The organism is Paraburkholderia sp. BL18I3N2 (assembly GCF_003001875.1).
Taxonomy (GTDB): Bacteria; Pseudomonadota; Gammaproteobacteria; order Burkholderiales; family Burkholderiaceae; genus Paraburkholderia; species Paraburkholderia phytofirmans.
The window spans coordinates 130,185-148,264 of the sequence record NZ_PVNC01000008.1 but is presented as its reverse complement, the minus strand read 5'-3'; the positions used below and the strand labels follow the sequence as shown (position 1 = coordinate 148,264).

16 protein-coding genes and 1 tRNA gene are annotated in these 18,080 nt (G+C 61.1%); 2 read left to right on the top strand and 15 right to left on the bottom strand.

The genetic code is table 11. From position 1 onward, the window contains the following. Window positions 1–23: 23 nt before the first annotated feature. The 8 genes from B0G75_RS41425 to B0G75_RS22405 all read right to left on the bottom strand — a co-directional run bounded on the left by B0G75_RS41425 (window position 24) and on the right by B0G75_RS22405 (window position 6,610). On the bottom strand, window positions 24–158 hold the full coding sequence (locus B0G75_RS41425) for a hypothetical protein (RefSeq protein ID WP_258194630.1): 135 nt from the start codon (window positions 156–158) through the stop codon (window positions 24–26). Window positions 159–298: 140 nt separating this feature from the next. Further along, window positions 299–1,114 carry a 3-methyl-2-oxobutanoate hydroxymethyltransferase gene (gene panB, locus B0G75_RS22435; protein ID WP_012431801.1) on the bottom strand — a complete coding sequence of 272 codons (816 nt, stop codon included), beginning with the start codon at window positions 1,112–1,114 and terminating at the stop codon, window positions 299–301. Between the two features lie 37 nt (window positions 1,115–1,151). Continuing rightward, a complete protein-coding gene (locus tag B0G75_RS22430) occupies window positions 1,152–1,832 on the bottom strand; it encodes a deoxynucleoside kinase (RefSeq protein ID WP_106310442.1) in 681 nt (226 codons plus the stop codon). Continuing rightward, complete coding sequence (gene folK / locus B0G75_RS22425) at window positions 1,829–2,377, bottom strand: 2-amino-4-hydroxy-6-hydroxymethyldihydropteridine diphosphokinase (protein WP_106310439.1); 549 nt, start codon at window positions 2,375–2,377, stop codon at window positions 1,829–1,831. The genes B0G75_RS22430 and folK overlap by 4 nt, the downstream gene beginning before the upstream one ends. A gap of 48 nt (window positions 2,378–2,425) precedes the next feature. Continuing rightward, window positions 2,426–4,015: a polynucleotide adenylyltransferase PcnB gene (pcnB, locus tag B0G75_RS22420; RefSeq protein WP_106310436.1), complete on the bottom strand. Its 1,590-nt coding sequence runs from the start codon at window positions 4,013–4,015 to the stop codon at window positions 2,426–2,428. Further along, window positions 4,012–4,698 carry an HAD family phosphatase gene (locus B0G75_RS22415; protein WP_106310433.1) on the bottom strand — a complete coding sequence of 229 codons (687 nt, stop codon included), beginning with the start codon at window positions 4,696–4,698 and terminating at the stop codon, window positions 4,012–4,014. Before B0G75_RS22415 ends, pcnB begins: the two co-directional genes overlap by 4 nt. Next, a complete protein-coding gene (hda, locus tag B0G75_RS22410) occupies window positions 4,691–5,461 on the bottom strand; it encodes a DnaA regulatory inactivator Hda (protein ID WP_012431806.1) in 771 nt (256 codons plus the stop codon). The genes B0G75_RS22415 and hda overlap by 8 nt, the downstream gene beginning before the upstream one ends. 72 nt (window positions 5,462–5,533) lie before the next feature. Next, window positions 5,534–6,610 carry an AI-2E family transporter gene (locus B0G75_RS22405; protein ID WP_106310429.1) on the bottom strand — a complete coding sequence of 359 codons (1,077 nt, stop codon included), beginning with the start codon at window positions 6,608–6,610 and terminating at the stop codon, window positions 5,534–5,536. 110 nt (window positions 6,611–6,720) lie between these two features. Here B0G75_RS22405 and purM point away from each other — a divergent pair, with 110 nt between their 5' ends. After that, window positions 6,721–7,788: a phosphoribosylformylglycinamidine cyclo-ligase gene (gene purM, locus B0G75_RS22400; RefSeq protein ID WP_106310426.1), complete on the top strand. Its 1,068-nt coding sequence runs from the start codon at window positions 6,721–6,723 to the stop codon at window positions 7,786–7,788. 73 nt (window positions 7,789–7,861) lie between these two features. Here the strand turns inward: purM and miaA are convergent, their stop codons facing one another. Together miaA and mutL are read right to left on the bottom strand one after the other, a co-directional pair. Further along, the gene (gene miaA / locus B0G75_RS22395; protein WP_106310823.1) at window positions 7,862–8,809 is read right to left on the bottom strand and encodes a tRNA (adenosine(37)-N6)-dimethylallyltransferase MiaA; all 948 of its coding nucleotides are present in this window, start codon (window positions 8,807–8,809) and stop codon (window positions 7,862–7,864) included. Between the two features lie 45 nt (window positions 8,810–8,854). Then, window positions 8,855–10,918, bottom strand: coding sequence for a DNA mismatch repair endonuclease MutL (gene mutL, locus B0G75_RS22390; protein WP_106310423.1), 2,064 nt, complete (start codon window positions 10,916–10,918; stop codon window positions 8,855–8,857). Window positions 10,919–11,124: 206 nt separating this feature from the next. Between mutL and B0G75_RS22385 the strand changes: the two genes are divergently transcribed. Further along, window positions 11,125–11,796, top strand: coding sequence for a DedA family protein (locus B0G75_RS22385; RefSeq protein WP_106310420.1), 672 nt, complete (start codon window positions 11,125–11,127; stop codon window positions 11,794–11,796). A gap of 131 nt (window positions 11,797–11,927) precedes the next feature. On the opposite strand, the gene B0G75_RS22380 is transcribed toward B0G75_RS22385, so the two are convergent. The 5 genes from B0G75_RS22380 to B0G75_RS22355 form a co-directional block, all read right to left on the bottom strand. Continuing rightward, complete coding sequence (locus B0G75_RS22380; RefSeq protein WP_106310417.1) at window positions 11,928–12,740, bottom strand: mechanosensitive ion channel family protein; 813 nt, start codon at window positions 12,738–12,740, stop codon at window positions 11,928–11,930. Window positions 12,741–12,971: 231 nt separating this feature from the next. Further along, window positions 12,972–13,337 carry a hypothetical protein gene (locus B0G75_RS22375; protein ID WP_106310820.1) on the bottom strand — a complete coding sequence of 122 codons (366 nt, stop codon included), beginning with the start codon at window positions 13,335–13,337 and terminating at the stop codon, window positions 12,972–12,974. A gap of 485 nt (window positions 13,338–13,822) precedes the next feature. Next, window positions 13,823–15,280: a C69 family dipeptidase gene (locus tag B0G75_RS22370; protein ID WP_106310816.1), complete on the bottom strand. Its 1,458-nt coding sequence runs from the start codon at window positions 15,278–15,280 to the stop codon at window positions 13,823–13,825. A gap of 240 nt (window positions 15,281–15,520) precedes the next feature. Beyond that, window positions 15,521–16,738 (bottom strand): porin, encoded by a 1,218-nt coding sequence (locus tag B0G75_RS22365; RefSeq protein ID WP_106310414.1) that lies wholly within the window; start codon window positions 16,736–16,738, stop codon window positions 15,521–15,523. Window positions 16,739–17,959: 1,221 nt separating this feature from the next. Next, a tRNA-Lys gene (locus B0G75_RS22355) sits at window positions 17,960–18,035 on the bottom strand. Window positions 18,036–18,080: the final 45 nt, after the last annotated feature.

The window sequence follows — 18,080 nt, the reverse complement described above, 5'->3', positions numbered from 1 at the left end:
TGCGCGGGGCTGCCGCCCGCGCCTCAACCGTGAAATGCATGCAACAGTCGAATCATCCAGCCGCTCAAACGCGCATGCAACCCCGATTCGCGCACGTCATACGGCACGGCGGCGTGATCGCGGATTCCCGCTACATCGATCAGGCAGCATGGGCTCATGGTGGTCTCTCCTCGGCTCGCGGCCAGGCCGCATAAACAGGAAGACGAAGATAGACAACCGGCTTTGCATGCAATATCGGATCGATCTCAAAACGGGCACGAAGCAGCCCGTTTTGCCGCAAACTTGATCGACTTGAAACTCAGAACGTATGCTCCGGCCCAGGAAACGAACCATCCTTCACCGCCGCCACATACGCTTCCACAGCAGCGAGAATACTCGGCTGTCCATGCATGAAATCCTTCACGAAGCGCGGTCGTTTGCCGGGGAAAATGCCCAGCATGTCGTGCAGCACCAGCACCTGACCCGAGCAATCCAGCCCCGCGCCGATGCCGATCGTCGGAATACGCAACTGCTTCGTGACGTCGCTGGCGAGCAGCGTCGGAATCGCTTCCATCACGATCAATTGCGCGCCTGCCTGCTGCACGGCGAGCGAGTCGCGCATCAACTGCGTCGCGCCTGCTTCGGTCTTGCCCTGCACCTTGAAGCCGCCGAACGCATGCACGGATTGCGGCGTCAGACCGACGTGCGCGCATACGGGAATCGAACGCTCGACCAGGAAGCGCACCGTGTCCGCGAGCCATTCGCCACCCTCGAGCTTCACCATCTGCGCGCCGGCCCGCATCAACTCCACCGAGCTTCTGAACGCGTCTTCCGGCGTGCCGTAGGTGCCGAACGGCAAGTCGGCCACGATCAGCGCCGCGGGCCGCGCGCGCGCCACGCTAGCCGTGTGATACGCGATGTCGGCGAGCGACACGGGCAGGGTGGTTGTCTGGCCTTGCAGCACATTGCCGAGCGAATCGCCGATCAACAACACGTCGACGCCCGCGCGGTCCAGCAGCGCCGCGAAGCTCGCGTCGTAGCAGGTGAGCATGGCGATTTTTTCGCCGGCATCGCGCATTGCCTGCAGTTTCGGCACGGTGATGGCGTTCCGGCTCGCTTCCTGCAAATAGGTCATGGGGTCAATCCGTTGAGAAGAGAGGTGGCCGCGCCGCTTACAGCGACGTGCCTTTGACAAAGAATTCCTTGCGGCCGCGCATGGTTTCGATGCGTTCGGCGAGTAGCGCAAGGTCCGCGTCCGAGTCGAGCGGATTCAGATGTTCGGCATTGACCGTCAGCACGGGCGTGCGGTCGTAGTGATAGAAAAACTCGTTGTACGCGTCGCACAGAGCGTGCAGATAGGCGTCGGAAATCTGCAGTTCCATCGGCACCGCGCGCTTCTGGATCCGCGCGAACAACACTTCCGGGCTCGCCTGAAGATAGACCACGAAGTCCGGCGCGGGCGCATCGACGTCGATGCGCGCGGCGAGCGCGCGATACAACTGCCACTCGTCTTCCTGCAGCGTCAGACGCGCAAAGATGTCGTTCTTCTGCGTCATGAAATCGGCGACCAGCGGTGTGCCCGATGCGTGTGCCGCGCTCACGTCCTGAGCCTGCTGCGCGCGCTGCAACGCGAAGTGCAATTGCGTAGGCAACGCGTAGCGCGCAGTGTCGCGATAAAAGCGTTCGAGGAAAGGATTGTCCTGCGGCCGTTCGAACAGTTCCTGCATCGACCAGCGCTGCGCGAGGCGCCGTGCGAGCGAGGTCTTGCCGACGCCGATCGGCCCTTCGATCGCGAGATAGCCGAACGGAGGCCGCAGTTGCGGCGCCGTGACGGTAAGCGGCGTTGAATTCATTCGCAACGGCCCTTAGGAGTGGTGCTTTCACCTGCGGCCAATGCATTTAGCATGGGGCACTGGCAAGGCCCCTTCACTTTCTCGATGCGCTGATCGCTCACGCCGCTGAGCAACGCTTCGGCGCGCCCGTGTTGCGGGATCACGAGTGAGGGATCGATCTCGACGAGCGGCACCAGCGCGAATGCGCGTTCGATCAAACGGGGATGCGGCACGATCAGATCGGCTTCGTCGATCGATTGATCGCCGAACAGCAGGATGTCCAGATCGAGCGTGCGCGGTGCATTGCGAAACGGCCGCTCGCGGCCGAACTGATGCTCGATTTTGTGGCAGAGCGCAAGCAGATGCCGCACGGGGAGCGTCGTATCGATCTTCACGACGCAGTTGAAATAGTCGTCGCCGCCCGCATCGATCGGGGCGGTGCGATACAGGCTCGACTTGGCGAGCACGGAGATGGTGTGCTGTTGTGCGAGGCACACCACCGCGTCTTTCAGGGTCTGGCGCGCGTCCCCGAGATTCGCGCCGAGGCCGAGATAAGCAACCGTCATGGCATAACTTCCTGCAACTATCGTTCGACGGCAACAGCCAACGCTATGTCAGTCTTCGCGCGGGCCGTCATGGCCTGCGTCTTCGGCTGTGCGTTCGGCTGGCGTGCCGCCCTCCAATCCGTCCCCCGGCTTGCGGTTTCTACCGCCGCTGCTGCGCCGCCGTCGTTTTCTGGGGCTTCGGTCTTTCCCACCTTGCGTGAGCAATGCCTCACGCGCGGCGATGTCTCCTTCTATGAACTCCGTCCACCACGCACCGACCGACTCATCGAGTTCGCCCGATTCGCAGCGCAACAGGAGGAAATCATACCCCGCTCTAAATCTTTGGTGTTCCAGCAGCTTCAGCGCACTTCTGCCGGAGCGTTTTTCGAGGCGCAACTGCAGGCCCCAGATCTCGCGCATATCCGACGAGAAGCGTTTGTGGATCGCGAGTTTCTCCGTTTGCATGTCGAGGACTTCGTCCATCGCGCGATGCAATGCGGGCACCGGATATTCGCCGTTCGCTTCAAATTTTTGCCAGCGCTGCTGCACGTCGTGCCACAACAGCGTAGCGAACAGGAAGCCCGGCGACACTGGCTTGCCGGCGCGCACGCGGGCATCCGTATTGTTCAGCGCGAGCGTGATGAATTTTTCGCCGATGGGCTGCTCGAGCACCACGTCGAGCAATGGCAGCAGGCCATGATGCAGGCCTTCCTGGCGCAGACGTTTCAAACACGCGAGCGCATGGCCCGACAGCATCAGCTTGAGCATTTCGTCGAACAGACGCGCGGCGGGCACGTTGTTGACCAGATCGGCCATGTTGGCGATCGGCTCGCGCGTGCTGTCCTCGATCTCGAAGTCGAGCTTCGCCGCGAAACGCACCACACGCAGCATGCGCACCGGATCTTCGCGATATCGCGTGGCCGGGTCGCCGATCATGCGCAACAGACGCGCGCGCATGTCGGCCATGCCGTTGTGATAGTCCAGCACGGTTTGCGTGGCAGGATCGTAGTACATCGCGTTGATCGTGAAGTCGCGGCGCGTGGCGTCTTCGTGCTGCTCGCCCCACACGTTGTCGCGCAGCACGCGGCCGCTCGCGTCCACCGCGTGGGTGCGGCGGTCGAGTTCGTCGCGCTTCAGGCGGCGGGCCGGAGGCGCGTCGGCCGCGGGCGGATCGACCAGCGCGCGGAACGTCGAGGTCTCGATGATTTCCTGGCCGAACTGCACGTGCACGATCTGAAACCGCCGGCCGATGATGCGTGCGCGGCGGAACAGCTTCTGCACCTGTTCGGGCGTGGCATCCGTAGCGACGTCGAAGTCTTTCGGCTTGATGCCGAGCAGCAGATCGCGCACCGCGCCGCCGACGATGAACGCGCGGTGCCCCGCCTGTTGCAGACCTTCGGTGACGCGAATCGCGTTTCTCGAGATCAGCGCCTGGTCGATGCCGTGCACGTCGTGCGGAATGATGACCGGCACGTCCGGATCGCGCACGGTCTTGACGGGCGCGCTGGAACGGGCGGGTTTGCGGCGCGCTTTGCTCGCGCCTGACGGAGTGCGCGCGGGTGCGCTGCGGGTTTCGTCTGTTTCGGCTTCGGCGGGCAGATTGTCGTCAGCGGGCGCCGAGTCCTGGCCGAATAGCTTGCGGATAAGTTTTTTGATCACGAGGGTTGAAAGAGTTCGAGGATGCGCCAGCCTTTGGCCTGCGCATGGGCGCGCAATGTGTCGTCCGGATTGGTCGCGATCGGGTCCGTGACTTTTTCGAGCAGCGGAATGTCGTTGTGCGAATCGCTATAGAAATAGCTGCGCTCGAAGTCGCTCCACGTCTTGCCGAGCGAGGCTAGCCACGCTTCGGTGCGCACGATCTTGCCTTCCTTGTAGCTCGGCGTGCCGGTGGGGCGGCCGGTGTACGGCGAATGCGGCTCGCCGTCGACGGTTTCCGCTTCGCAGGCGATCAGCGCGTCGACGCCGAACGCCTGAGCGATCGGGCGGGTGATGAATTCGTTGGTGGCGGTGACCACGCAGCACAGGTCGCCGGCTTCGCGGTGCTGCTTCACCAGTTCCAGCGCGACGGGAAAAATGGCCGGCTTGATGACTTCGTGCATGTACTGAGCGTGAAAGTCGGCGAGTTGCGCGCGCGTGTACTTCGAAAGCGGGGTGAGCATCGCGATCAGATAGGCGTGAATGTCGAGCTTGCCGGCCTTGTAGTCGGCGAAAAAGCGGTCGTTTTCACGGGCGAAATTTTCGGCGTCGACCATGCCGTGTTTCACCATGAAGCGGCCCCATTCGTGGTCGCTGTCGGTGGGGATGAGCGTGTGGTCGAGATCGAAGAGTGCGAGGTTAGCCATGGGGGCCTATTTTACTTGAAGCGGCGGATGACGCGGATGAGGCCGCCGAGGTCGGCCCGCCGCGCCGTTCTTCGGCGTCGGGCGAAGCCAGCATGGTACGCAACAGCGGCAGCGTGACCGCGCGTTTCTGTTCGAGCGAGAAGCGGTCGAGCGCGTCGAGCAGCGCCATCAGACTGGGCATGTCGCGGCGAAAATGCGTGAGCAGGTAGGCCGGCACGTCGTCGGCGAGCATGATGCCGCGCTCGCGCGCAGCGTGTTTCAGCACCGCGGCCTTGCCTTCGTCCGGCAGCGGCGCGAGATGAAACACGAGACCCCAGCCGAGGCGCGTGCGCAAATCCTCGCGCACCGTCATGCCGATGGGCGGCGCGTTGCCCGCCGCGACCAGCGCGCTGGTGGGATGCGCGCGCACCTCGTTGAACAGGTTGAAGACGGCGATCTGCTGCGCGGCCGACAAGGCGTCGCAATCGTCGATCGCATAGAGCGCGACGCGCGGGTCGAAGCTGAACGCGGCGAGACTGCTCTGCGGGCCGGCGAAACGCGCATGCCCCGGCGATGCTTCGTGCACGAGCGCCTGCAACAGGTGCGTGCGGCCGCTGCCGGACTCGCCCCACAGGTAGAAGGTGCGATCGGCGACCGGCCCGGCGGCGAGCGCGTTCTCGAGCTCGCGCAGGCGTGTGACCAGCTCGGCGTTGGCGCCGGCGAAGAAATTGTCGAATGTCGATGGCGGCGGGGTGCCGAGATCGAGCGTCAGTTGACGAAGCACAGTAGGTGAATGCCGAAAATGAGGCTTGGGCCGCAAACGGCCGTATCACGGGCCGAAATAGTCAAGGAGCAGTCAGTTGTTATAGAGCGTGCTCGTCAGATAGCTTTGCCGCAACTCGCGCGCGGCGACCGACAGAATCGCGCTGACCGGCAAGGCCAGCAATACACCGAAAAAGCCGAACAGCTGCCCGAACGCGAGCAAAGCGAAAATCACCGCGAGCGGGTGCAGGCCGATCCGTTCGCCCACCAGCCGCGGCGTGAGATAAAAGCTCTCCAGGATCTGGCCGACACCGTAAATCACCGCGACTGCGCCGAAGCCATACCAGTCGCCGAATTGCAGCAGCGCCGCGAGCAGCGCCAGCGCGAGGCCGGTGGCGAAACCGATGTACGGGATGAACACCGCCAGTCCCGTAAAAATACCGACCGGCAAGGCGATCTCGAAGCGCGCGATAGTCAGCGCCACCGCGTAAAACACCGCCAATACGCCCATCACGAGCAACTGACCGCGCAGGTATTGCGACAGCATCTGGTCCATGTCACGCGCGAGCTGCAGCGTCTTGTCGAGCCAGCGACGCGGCACGACAACCTGCGCACGCGCGAGCATGCGGTTCCAGTCGTACAGCAGATAGAACAGCACGAGCGGCACCAGCACGACGTTGCCGACCACGGTCACCATCACGTTGCCGCTCGTGCGGATATAGGTCCACGCGTAAACCGCAACGGTTTGCGCGCTGCCTTCCAGTTGCCCCATGACGAGATCGCGAATGCTGGCGAAATCGAGCGAATCGGCGAGTCCGAGCATGGCCAGCTTGGGTTGCAGCCAGGCGTTCACGTGTGCAAAGAATACAGGCACCTGTTGCTTGAGTTGCGGCGCCTCTTTCTGGATGACAGCCAGAACCAGCAGCACGAGCAGCGTCATGACGAGCGTGAACAGCAGCATCATCAGCAAGGCGGCCAGGCCGCGCGGCACGCGCCGGCGCACCATCCACGCCACGCCCGGCTGCAGAATGTACGCGAGAATCGCGCCGAGCAGAAACGGTGTGAGGACCGGACTCAGCAGCCACAGCAGAATGCCGACGCCCAGCGCGATAGCCACCCAGATGAAGGCGCGGCGCTGAACAGGCGTCAGTATCGAAGAGTTCTCTTGCAAGGTGGTTTTCCAGGTGTCGCCGCGACCGGATCATTAAGGATGATGCAAATTCCAGCCGGTCGGCCCGCATCGGGTAAAATCGCATTTTACCGACCTTCGAGCTCTTCCCCATGAATCAACCGAAATCCGCCCCGAATTCAACTGATTCGGCCCAAGGTCTGTCGTATCGCGACGCCGGCGTGGACATCGACGCGGGCGACGCCCTTGTCGACGCGATCAAGCCCTTTGCCAAAAAGACGATGCGCGACGGCGTGCTGGGTGGCATCGGCGGGTTCGGCGCGCTGTTCGAAGTGCCCAAGAAGTACAAGGAACCGGTGCTGGTGTCCGGCACCGATGGCGTCGGCACCAAGCTGCGTCTCGCGTTTCAACTGAACAAACACGACACCGTCGGCCAGGATCTGGTGGCGATGAGCGTGAACGACATTCTCGTGCAAGGCGCCGAGCCGCTGTTCTTCCTCGACTATTTCGCCTGCGGCAAGCTGGATGTCGGCACGGCGGCAACGGTCGTGAAAGGCATCGCGCATGGCTGCGAACTGTCGGGCTGCGCGCTGATCGGCGGCGAGACCGCGGAAATGCCGGGTATGTACCCCGACGGCGAGTACGATCTGGCCGGTTTCGCGGTCGGCGCGGTCGAGAAGAGCAAGATTATCGACGGCAGCACCATCGCCCCGGGCGACGTCGTGCTCGGTCTGGCTTCGAGCGGCATCCATTCGAACGGTTTTTCGCTGGTGCGCAAGATCATCGAGCGCGCGCAGCCCGATCTGAACGCGGATTTCGACGGCCGCTCGCTCGCCGATGCGCTGATGGCGCCCACGCATATTTATGTGAAGCCGCTGCTGGCGCTGATGCAGCAGATCGCCGTCAAGGGCATGGCGCATATCACCGGCGGTGGCTTGGTCGAGAATATTCCGCGCGTGTTGCGTGAAGGCCTGACGGCCGAACTGGATCATCGTGGCTGGCCGTTGCCGCCGCTGTTCTCGTGGCTGCAAAAGCACGGCGGCGTGGCGGATGCGGAAATGCATCGCGTGTTCAACTGCGGTATCGGTATGGCGGTGGTCGTGTCGGCTGCTGATGCCGATGCGGCAATCGGTCTGCTGGCGGCTGCCGGCGAGCAAGTCTGGAAGATCGGCGTGATTCGCGAAAGCGCGGCCGGTGAAGCTCAAACTGTAGTGGTCTAAAGTAAAAAGCTTTTTGGACCCGCGTGGTGTAAGAATCGTCTTCACTTCGCGGGTTCAAAACTCCACAGCAATCTCAAAGCAACGCTTCAATCGCTTCAAGCACCCGCGCCGTCGCGTGCGGATCGCAGCAATCCACCACCACCCGCTCTGGCATGCTTCGCAGCCATGTGAGCTGTCGCTTGCACAACTGCCGCGTCGCAAAGACGCCCTTGTCGCGCATGGTCGAATAATCGACCGCGCCATCCAGATACTCCCAGACTTGCCGGTAGCCCACACAGCGCATGGACGCCATCTCTGGCAATAAGTCGCCGCGTTCGCGCAACTTCACCACTTCATCGACAAAGCCACCACCCAGCATCGCATCGAAGCGTTTCTCGATACGCGCATGGAGCACGCTGCGTTCGGACGGCTCCAGCGCAATCGGCACGAAGCGCCACGCGGCCGCGGAGTTGTCATGCCTGGTGGGCGCAGCCAGCAATGCGGACATGGTCTGTCCGGTGAGCATGAAGACTTCAAGCGCCCGCTGAATCCGCTGCGAATCGTTTGGCGCCAACCGCGCAGCCGTTACGGGGTCGATCGCGGCAAGCCGCGCATGCAGGGCCGGCCAGCCTTCGCGCGCGGCGTCGGCGTCGAGCGTGGCGCGCACATCCGCGTCGGCGGCGGGCAGATCGTTGAGCCCTTGCGTGAGCGCCTTGTAGTACAGCATGGTCCCGCCGACCAGCAACGGCAGCCGTCCGCGCGCGTGGATCTCGGCGGTCAGCCGTAAGGTGTCGGCGCGGAATTGCGCGGCGGAATAGGCGTCGGTGGGATCGACGATATCGATCAGATGATGCGGCGCCACCGCGCGTTCTTCAGCGGTCGGCTTGGCCGTGCCGATATCCATCTCGCGATAGACCAGCGCTGAATCGACGCTGATGATTTCCACCGGACGCCGCGCGGCGAGCGCCAGCGCGGCAGCGGTTTTGCCGGATGCGGTCGGGCCGAGCAGGCACGGCACGACCGTGGGCATGCGCGACGTCATGTGCGTGGTCATGGGCAAGCGGGTGCGCGTCGAAGCAGCGTCACGTCATTGCCCGCGCATGAACAGCCGATCCAGATCGGACAGGGTCAACTGATACCACGTGGGACGCCCGTGATTGCATTGATCGGCGCGCTCGGTGGCTTCCATCTGACGCAGCAGCGCGTTCATTTCATCGAGCGTCAGACGACGATTCGCGCGCACCGCGTGATGGCAGGCGAGCGTGCCGAGCATCTCGTGCTGACGTTCGGTCAACACGCGCGAGCCGCCGAACGCATGCAGATCGGAGAGAACCGCGCGCGCCAGCGCCTGCAGATCGGCGTCTTTCAGCAGCGCCGGCACGGCGCGGATCGCGAGCGTGGTGGGCGACAATACGGCAAGGTCGAAGCCGAGCGCGTCGAGCGTGTCGCGCTCTTCTTCCACGGTGCCGATTTCGATCGGGTCCGCCTGCATGGATTGCGGGATCAGCAGCGGTTGCACGGCAATCGTGCGATCGGCCAGCGCGTTCTTGAACTGCTCGTACAGAATGCGCTCGTGGGCGGCGTGCATGTCGACGATCACCAGACCGTGCGCGTTCTGCGCCAGCACGTAGATGCCATGGATCTGGCCGAGCGCGAAGCCGAGCGGTTGATCGTCGGCGGCGTGGAAAGCGGGCGCCGGGTAGGGTGCGGACACGTTATACGGCGAGGGCGATTCTGCCGCCGAGTCGCGCGCTTCGAACAGCGTGGCGCCTTCTGCCGTACCGGCGTTGGTGTCTTTGCGGCCGAACAGCGCGTCGTAGAACGCGAGCGGTTGTGCGACCGGCAGCGTGCCCTGCGTCATGCGAGCCTGGCGCATCCACGTGTTGCCTGGCTGGCCTGGTTGCGACGAGCCGAAGCCGCCGCCCGATGTGCCACCGAAGCCGCCACCGAGGCCGCCTGCGCCGTTGCCCGCACCGAAAGCGCCGCCGCCGATGCCCGCGCCACCCAACGGCGTTGCGCCAAACGAAGCCGGTCCGCCAAGGGACGGCTCCAGATGCGCCGCATGCCCGCCCGCCGTCGTTTCCGGCGATGCGCCCGCATGCCGCGCCAGCGCGCGCTGCACGGCGTGAAATACGAACTGGTGAATCGAGCGCGAATCGCGGAACCGCACTTCGATCTTCGACGGATGCACGTTCACATCGACCGCTTCAGGCGGCAGATCGAGGAACAGGACATAGGACGGATAGCGCTCGCCGTGCAAGACATCTTCATAAGCGGCACGCACGGCGTGCGTAAGCAGCTTGTCGCGCACAAAGCGGCCGTTGACGAAAAAATATTGCTGATCGGCCCGCCCGCGGCTCGCGGTCGGCAGACCCGCGCAACCGTAGACGGCCAGCGGTCCGGCGGATTCGTCGAGCGGCAGATGGGCCGTCGCGAACGTCTCGCCGAGAATCTTCGCGACCCGCACGGGCGGCTCGCTGGCGTTCCAATGTTCGACTGCCTTGCCGTTATGCAGCACCGAAATCGCGACATCCGGCCGCGCCAGCGCCGCGCGGCGGATCTGTTCGAGACAATGGCCGAGTTCGGTCTGCTCGCTCTTCAAAAACTTGCGGCGTGCCGGCGTGTTGAAATACAACTCGCGGACTTCGATCGTGGTGCCCTGAGTGCCCGCCGCCGGGCTCAGCACGCCGGTTTCCGCATCCACACGCACCGCGTGCGCCGCGTCGGCCGTGCGGCTCGTGATGGTCATCTGCGCGACCGAGGCAATCGAGGCCAGCGCCTCGCCGCGGAACCCCAGCGTAGCGACGGCTTCCAGCTCGGCAAGCGAGCGGATTTTGCTGGTCGCATGACGCATCAGCGCGAGCACGAGTTCGTTCTCGGGGATGCCGCAGCCGTCGTCCGTAATCGAGATGCGTTTGACGCCGCCTTCGTCGAGCAGGATGCGCAGCGACCGCGCGCCCGCATCGAGTGCATTTTCCAGCAGTTCCTTGACGACCGAGGCCGGCCGCTCGACCACCTCGCCGGCGGCGATCTGGCTGATCAACTGATCGGGAAGGGGCTGGATCGCGCGTAACGGGCGTGGGGCGGGCGCGGCGGCGGAAACCGCGGCCGCGGCGTCGAAGCCGGCAGGCGTTTCGGAGAATTCGGACATGGCGAAATTATAGCGATTCGGCGCGGCGAGCCCGTAGCGCGCGCAAGCACACCCACGCGCGGGAGATTTTTAATTGTGGCCGGGCACTTTCTGTATCATGACGCGGTCAATTTCCGGCGGCGAGTGAGCGCTTGCCGCCATCGCCAACAGGCCTGTTCACACGGCTGTTCTTGCCATCGTCATATTCGCTTCGTAAAGGATTCTCTTTGGACACGTTGCTACATTTCGTCAATCTTGTCTTGCATATCGACAAGTTCCTGGGAGACTTCATTCATGTGTACGGCGCATGGGTCTACGCGGTGCTGTTTCTGATCGTGTTCTGCGAAACCGGGCTCGTGATCCTGCCGTTTCTGCCGGGCGATTCGCTGCTGTTCATCGGCGGCGCTTTTTGCGCGACTGGCGAAATGAACATTGGGTTGCTGATCGTGCTGCTGCTCGTTGCGGCCATCGCCGGCAATACCGTCAACTATATGATCGGGCGGGCCATCGGGCCACGGGTATTCAATTCGCACATTCCTTTTCTCGAACGCTTCCTCGATCGCAGCGCGCTGCAGAAGACGCACAACTTCTACGAGAAGCATGGCGGCAAAACCATCGTGCTGGCGCGTTTCATTCCGGTGGTGCGGACCTTCGCGCCGTTCGTTGCGGGCGCATCGGAAATGACGGCGAGCCGGTTCCAGTTGTTCAACTTTGCCGGCGCTTTTTTCTGGGTGTTGCTGCTGACTTTGCTCGGCTACTTCTTCGGCAACATTCCGTTTATCCGTCAGTATCTGAATGTGATCGTGCTGGTGGGTATCGGCGCCGCGATCGTGCCCGTCGTGCTCGGAGCGTTGTGGAAGATGATGCGCAAGAACACGTCGAACGCGAACAACCGCTGACGTTCCACAAGCAGAGCCAGCCAGATGAAAAACGGCGTCGCGAATCTCGCGACGCCGTTTTCTTTGGGTACTTCCAGGTCCTATGGATTTAACAATTGACGAGGCGAGACGTCCGCGTCTCACGACGATACTCAGGTCACCGCACGCGGCGCCAGCGGCGTTTCGGGCGTCGGGTAGCCGGCTTCCTTGAACGTCTGGATGATCGCGCGATTGGTGTCGAAATAGACCTGCCAATAGTGCTCATTGTTCGTGTAAGGCCGCACGCAAAGCAGGGGGCCTTCCGGCGTGAAGGTCAGTACTTCGATGTCCGGCGCGGGACTCTCGGCCACGTTCGGAATCTGCGTGACGGCCGCCTTCAACCGGTTCATCGCGTCCGTCGGATCGACGCCGTTGGCGATCTTCGCCGTCAGTTCGACGCGCCGTACTGGGAGGATGCTGTAGTTCGAGATGGTGTCGGAAAAGATCTTGTTATTGCCGACGATGGTCGTCACGTTGTCCGGGGTCACGATGGTCGTGCCGAACAAACCCAACTCCGAAACTGTGCCGGTGACGCCGCCTGCGGTGACGAAATCGCCGACCTTGAACGGCCGCAATACCTGCATGAACACGCCCGCGGCGAAGTGCGCAAGCAGGCCGCCCCAGGCAGTGCCGATCGCGAGTCCCAGGCCGGCGAGCAACGCGGCAAACGAAGTCGTCTGTACACCGAACACCTGCAGGATCGCAAGGATCAGCAGCAAATTCAGCAGTGCACCGAGAATCGAGCCGAGATAATGCGCTAGCGTGGGATCGACCCGGCCGTTGCGCGCCAGCACTTTGCGCAGTAGTCCGATGATCATGCCGATGAGCCAGCGGCCGACGATCCAAAGGACGATCGCCCCGACGACCTTGGTGCCGAGGTCGATGCCTCGGGTCATGATGAAGACGCGTACGGTTTCGAGATCCAAGATGTTCCTCGCTGGGTGAGTTGCCTTTGACTGATTGGACAGCGGTGGTGCAATACAGCGGCAAATGCCCGGCGGCGGGCGCAAATGGTAACTCGGGTGGCACTCGGTCTTCGGAAGTTATAGGCGACGGCGCGGGCATGCGCAAGGACCGTTCCCGTTGCTCATGCGCCATGTCTGGCGGGAAAAGCAGGCGGTTCGGCGGAGGCTTTCGGTGCGATGGCTTGCCGTGGCTTACATTGGCAGATTCGATTTCGAATACGGCGAAGTGTGGATGACGAGCGTTTTGTCGGCGCTGACTTTTGCCCGGCGTGAGGCACGGCGCCGGGTGAGAGCGGCGATGATCGCGAGCAGGTAGGCGCCGCCGCGCTCGAAGAATGCAGTCGATGTGCTGAACTGCCCGTAGCGGCTCTGCGAGTCGGCGAACACTAAAAAAGTCAGCGCGGCATCGAGCAGGAATGCGACCGATGCCAGCGCGGCGAATATATGCGAGCCATTGAGCGACGCGCCGGGGACGAAGCGATTGCACAGGTGACAGGCCGCCAGCACGAAGGCAAGCAGAGCCAGGTTCGAGAACAGGTCGAACAGAAAATTAGTCATATCGATGAAATGAAAGCGCAGGGGGCTGCGGCGTTGCCAAAGCTTCTGCTCACGCAGAGTCGCAGCGTATTTCGCCGGACCGGCCGCGATCATTGCACGTCTTTACGTCTCAATAAATGTCCAGTTCGGAGTCCGTTGTTTCCTGTTTGTACCAATAGTGTTGGCGCGGGAAAACGCGGTTGTGCTGTGGAAATGGCGTCAAGCGCCGTGGGAAATTTCCGCAACGTGAACGGAATTTATATGTAGCTGTGATATAAATTTCGCGCGCGTTTTTGCGTGACTTTCTGGGTTTGCGCGCGAGAAAGGAAGAAATGCAGGAGAGGTCGGCGTGAATGCCACTTTTGCCGGTGATCAGTTGCCTCCAAGACGTTCGCGAAGGGCTGTCCAGAGTCGATCAGCGACGCTCAGTACACACGCTCTGAGCGCTTAGCGTACGGAAAAGTCCAAAACCTGAGGGCACCTCCTCTCGCGCTCGAACCGTCATTTTATGAGCCCGGGAATCTGTAAAGCTGGTTTGTCCGCAGGGAAAGTTGCGTGACGAGAGTATTGACAAGTTCCCGCGATACCGCGAGCGCGGCGTCGACGTTCCCGCGCGTGAACCGATCCCGCATACGGTCTGCCTCGACCCGGTCGGTCTTTGCAACCCGCGCGTAGTCTTTCTCAAACTGCAATTGCTTTTCGGCAATCGCCAATGCCAACGCGTCGTATCGGTCACGCACGATTGGAGCAAGGTGCGGGAAGTCCTGCATCGCGAGCAACTGGACCTTGCGGAATTGCCAGAATGCGCTGCTGTCGTCTGAATCGCGGGTGACGCCCCGATAGGATTCCGGGATCGCCGCGCCCTGATAGAACGGAAGATAGATTCCGAGCGCAGTCATGCCGAGGTCGAGGTACTCTACGTTGGCGATTCCTTCCGGCAGTCCTTTGCGCGTCTGCAGCACATGCGACTGATAGGTGCGATAGACTGAAATCGGTCTCGCCGTAGCTGCTGGATTTCCGCTTGTGTAAGGATCGCTCGGCGTCCCGGCGAAGTAGTCTTGCAGCGCTCGCTGCACATCCGTCACCGACACCGGGTGGTCCGGTCGTTGGAACGTCGGAAATCCGTTTCCCGTGGCCGACTGATCCGCGGCATTCGGAGTAAACCGCTTCTGGAGCTGCGCGACCCGCGGGTAGTTGTACCTGACGTCGATCTCATTGTCACGTCCGAATGCACGACGAAAGCTGAACGGCCCGTCTGTATCGCGATCGTACAGGCCATGCGTTTGTGCAAAACCGACCGGATTCGGGGACGAAAGAATGTTGTGGTCGTCAGGATCGAATTCGCCAAGTCGCGACTGGTTAGCCGACACAAAGTAGCTGTCGTCCGGGATTCTCATAGCAAGCCATTGATGGCCGCCCGCGTTTTCCAGATACCACGCTTCGTTGCTGTCGACGAACGCGACACCAAAGCCCTCCGCCGATCCGTGTGATTCAACAAGCGCCCCAAGCAGTTCGACTCCTTCGCGCGCCGACTTCGCCTGCGAAAGAATAATGGTGGGAATCACTTCTTCGACGATGCCTGTTTCCTTTACGTAGGGATCGACGGACAGAGTCCGTGCGTTACTTACGATGGTTTCAGTAGCCGATACGCCGACGCCGGCATCGTTAAACCCCGACTCGTCGTAGGCGCTACCACTTCCTCTTGGAGAACCTGTGTAGCCCATGAGATGCGAGGGCATCTCATATGAAAACCGGTTCTTCATGACGCTGCGCAGTATGTAGCCGTCGCGCCTAGGGGGATGATAGAGGAAGTTGACGGCAGTTATTCCCGGACCGTCATCATTGCGGGCCACCAGGATTGAGCCGTCCACCGTGGCTTTCTTGCCGACGATAATCGTGGTGCAGGCGAGAGATAGTTGAGCAGACGCTACGAAAGCGAAGATCGCCGCAAATATTCGTTTCATGTTCATATCCTGAATGTGAGGAAACCCTTGAGCGAGCGGCCCCGGCGGCGACCATTGGACAGAGCTCCAAAGGACGTGACGAGCACATCGACCGCCACGGCGACGCACACGCGCGGATGCTGAGAAACCCTGTCGAGTGGGATCGCACGTGGAAGTGGCGCTGGCCGCCCCATCCCGCGAAACCGGGAGGACGACATGGCCACGACGTGGTCGGGTCGTGGCCTGTTCCGGCAAAGGCGACTAGAAGCGGGTGATCATGCCGACGCCGATACCAACCTGGCTGCGCGAGGACGACGGCGTGCTGTTTTGGCCATCACCGATCGATGCGGTGGCGTTGACGATGCTGGTGCTTGTGGCGCTCGGCAGGAGCGTCTGGCCCCCGGCGCGTTGATATGCCTCTGCGGCATACAGGCCTGTCCGCTTGGACAGGCTGTAGTACTGCACGAGATTGAACTGCGAATAGCTTGCAGGACTGGAGATGCGGTTCGCCTTCGTCGCACGCGTGTAGCTATAGCCTGCGGCCAGGTCCAGTGCCGTAAGTGGCCTCCAGTGCAGCACCGCGCCACCTGTATTGAAGATCGCAGTGTCACGGAATGCGGAACCTGTGCCGGGAACATACTGCACGTTGGAGTATGAGACAGTAATGTCCCATTGCGGATTGATGTTATATCCCGCCGTCACCGCAAAGCGCTGCTGTGCTCTTGCCGTCTGGTAGCCGGTATTGATCGCCGAGACAGCAGGTTGGGAGCCGTTATTCGACAGGGTCGAGTTGGAACCCCACGGACCACCGTTCGTTGTCGCGTTATTGACCCGCATGAACCCTGTAGCGATGCCGATTGGTCCATTGGTGTACTGGGCCGCCACGCTCCATGTCGAGCCGCTGTACAGCGAACCCGGAGTACCACTCAGCGCATAGGAGCCGCCCAGCGTCAGGCCATCGAAGACCGGCGACGTATACTTGAGTTCGTTGCTGACACGATAGCTCGTATCGAGCGAGTCGATATCACCGGGGTGGGCGCCGTATGCGCCGGTCAGCCATTTGGTCGGACTGTAGGGTGACAGAAGCTGATAATAAGAAGTGTACTGGCGCCCCGCTGTGAACGTGCCGTAGCTTTTATTCTCCACGCCAACAAATGCCTGGCGATTGAACGCCAATCCCGACACAGACTGGGCGCCGGTCGTGCTGCTGAAGCCTTGTTCCAGTGCGAAAATGGCCCTTGTGCCTCCGCCCAGATCTTCGCTACCTTTCAGCCCGAACCGGCTGCCCGACCACATGCCGCTGTTCATACCAATTGACGACTTGCCGCCAGTTGCGCCCTTTGGCGCCGAGCTGCTCAAGTATCCGAGACCTGCATCAACGATTCCGTACAACGTAACGCTGCTTTGCGCGAAAGCAGGAACGGCTGCCAGCACTGCAGTGCTGGTCAGGGTAATTTTCACGTGTTTTATTCGCTTCATCGTTCGCTTCCTTGTTGGCACTGGGTTTAGCTCGAAGGATCTTTGTGTGTGGCGATCAGGTCTATCTTCTTGTTCGCCGGATAGTTAATGTAAATTAGTAGTACAAAGCTTCATATATGAATGTTTTCGTTTTGATTGCCTTCATAAGTGAATTAGATTTGAGGTGTTGGTACTGGGTATAGAGATGAAAGTCGGCTGTGGCCGCTACTGCGCCAGACAATGGCGCCGTGTACGACGTTTGTCGGATAGGTTTCCATCGCACAGGCCCGCAACTTTAGACTTCTGAAATCGGCCGACGATCGACTGTTCCGAAATATTGGCCAGCCACGTTGCTATTGTGGTTAGCAGTCCAAATAATATTGAAAAATCGGAGTCGACAATTTGGCGCCATTGGCATTATTTTGAGCGACTACAAAAAGTTGACGTATTTCTAGTAGACTCTCTTTTACGTTATCGTTTATGAATGTTGTAGAAAATTCTAAACATTCCAAAAATAGGCTACCTAGGCTCCCGCATCTTTGCGCAGACAACTATTTTCGGCGTTTATGGATCATCCCTGCCCATTTCAGGCAGCTTGAAGCCGATCAATAGCTGCTCCACGTGCGATCTCATGCATGACTGCAGCCCGAGCGGCGAGGAATATTCCTTTTGGGAATGTCTCTCGCGGGCTTCTCTACCGGATGTGTCTCTTCTTCTGGTTGCTTTGCAAACCATTGGCGCCGTACGCCACCGTATATATGACCGGCTCACCGAACCTTCGCTATCGAGCCTCCGCTCGGCACAAGCACAGATCGAAGCATATCGCCGCGAATCTACTCGAGGAAATTCTATTTCTTCGGTCGAGTATTCGACTTTGCTATACATACTGTTTACGCGGACCAAAAATTCAGCCCGGCAATCAACCTATCCCGCCAGTGTTTCTGGCAGTGTGTTTGGGGACGATCCCGATGAGGATGATCGGCGAGGTGCGGCGGATGTTCGATCGCCAGACCAAGTCGGTACGCGAGATAGCGGGTCTCACAAGTCTGTCGCGCAAAACGATTGGTAAATACTGAACCTGGATGTTCAGGGGGAGCCAAGGTATCCGCAGCGCTCCCAGCCTTGATTTCGAGACGGAGCGCGTGATCCAGAACAATTTGCGGGCGATCTGCCAAGGGCGCAGATCGCATTTTTGCGGAGCAAAGAAAAAGGGCTCAGCTTGCGCTGAGCCCTTCATGTCTTTGGTAGGCCGTACGGGATTCGAACCTGTGACCAACGGATTAAAAGTCCGCTGCTCTACCAGCTGAGCTAACGACCCAAAAGAGAAGCGAAATTATAGCGATAGCCTCGGCGCGCTGTCAAC

What these genes read in the sequence shown, in the direction of transcription:
- B0G75_RS41425 (WP_258194630.1), bottom strand. Translation starts at nt 158, where the DNA reads ATGAGCCCATGCTGCCTGATCGATGTAGCGGGAATCCGCGATCACGCC.
- panB (WP_012431801.1), bottom strand. Translation starts at nt 1,114, where the DNA reads ATGACCTATTTGCAGGAAGCGAGCCGGAACGCCATCACCGTGCCGAAA.
- B0G75_RS22430 (WP_106310442.1), bottom strand. Translation starts at nt 1,832, where the DNA reads ATGAATTCAACGCCGCTTACCGTCACGGCGCCGCAACTGCGGCCTCCG.
- folK (WP_106310439.1), bottom strand. Translation starts at nt 2,377, where the DNA reads ATGACGGTTGCTTATCTCGGCCTCGGCGCGAATCTCGGGGACGCGCGC.
- B0G75_RS22415 (WP_106310433.1), bottom strand. Translation starts at nt 4,698, where the DNA reads ATGGCTAACCTCGCACTCTTCGATCTCGACCACACGCTCATCCCCACC.
- purM (WP_106310426.1), top strand. Translation starts at nt 6,721, where the DNA reads ATGAATCAACCGAAATCCGCCCCGAATTCAACTGATTCGGCCCAAGGT.
- miaA (WP_106310823.1), bottom strand. Translation starts at nt 8,809, where the DNA reads ATGACGTCGCGCATGCCCACGGTCGTGCCGTGCCTGCTCGGCCCGACC.
- mutL (WP_106310423.1), bottom strand. Translation starts at nt 10,918, where the DNA reads ATGTCCGAATTCTCCGAAACGCCTGCCGGCTTCGACGCCGCGGCCGCG.
- B0G75_RS22375 (WP_106310820.1), bottom strand. Translation starts at nt 13,337, where the DNA reads ATGACTAATTTTCTGTTCGACCTGTTCTCGAACCTGGCTCTGCTTGCC.
- B0G75_RS22370 (WP_106310816.1), bottom strand. Translation starts at nt 15,280, where the DNA reads ATGAAACGAATATTTGCGGCGATCTTCGCTTTCGTAGCGTCTGCTCAA.
- B0G75_RS22365 (WP_106310414.1), bottom strand. Translation starts at nt 16,738, where the DNA reads ATGAAGCGAATAAAACACGTGAAAATTACCCTGACCAGCACTGCAGTG.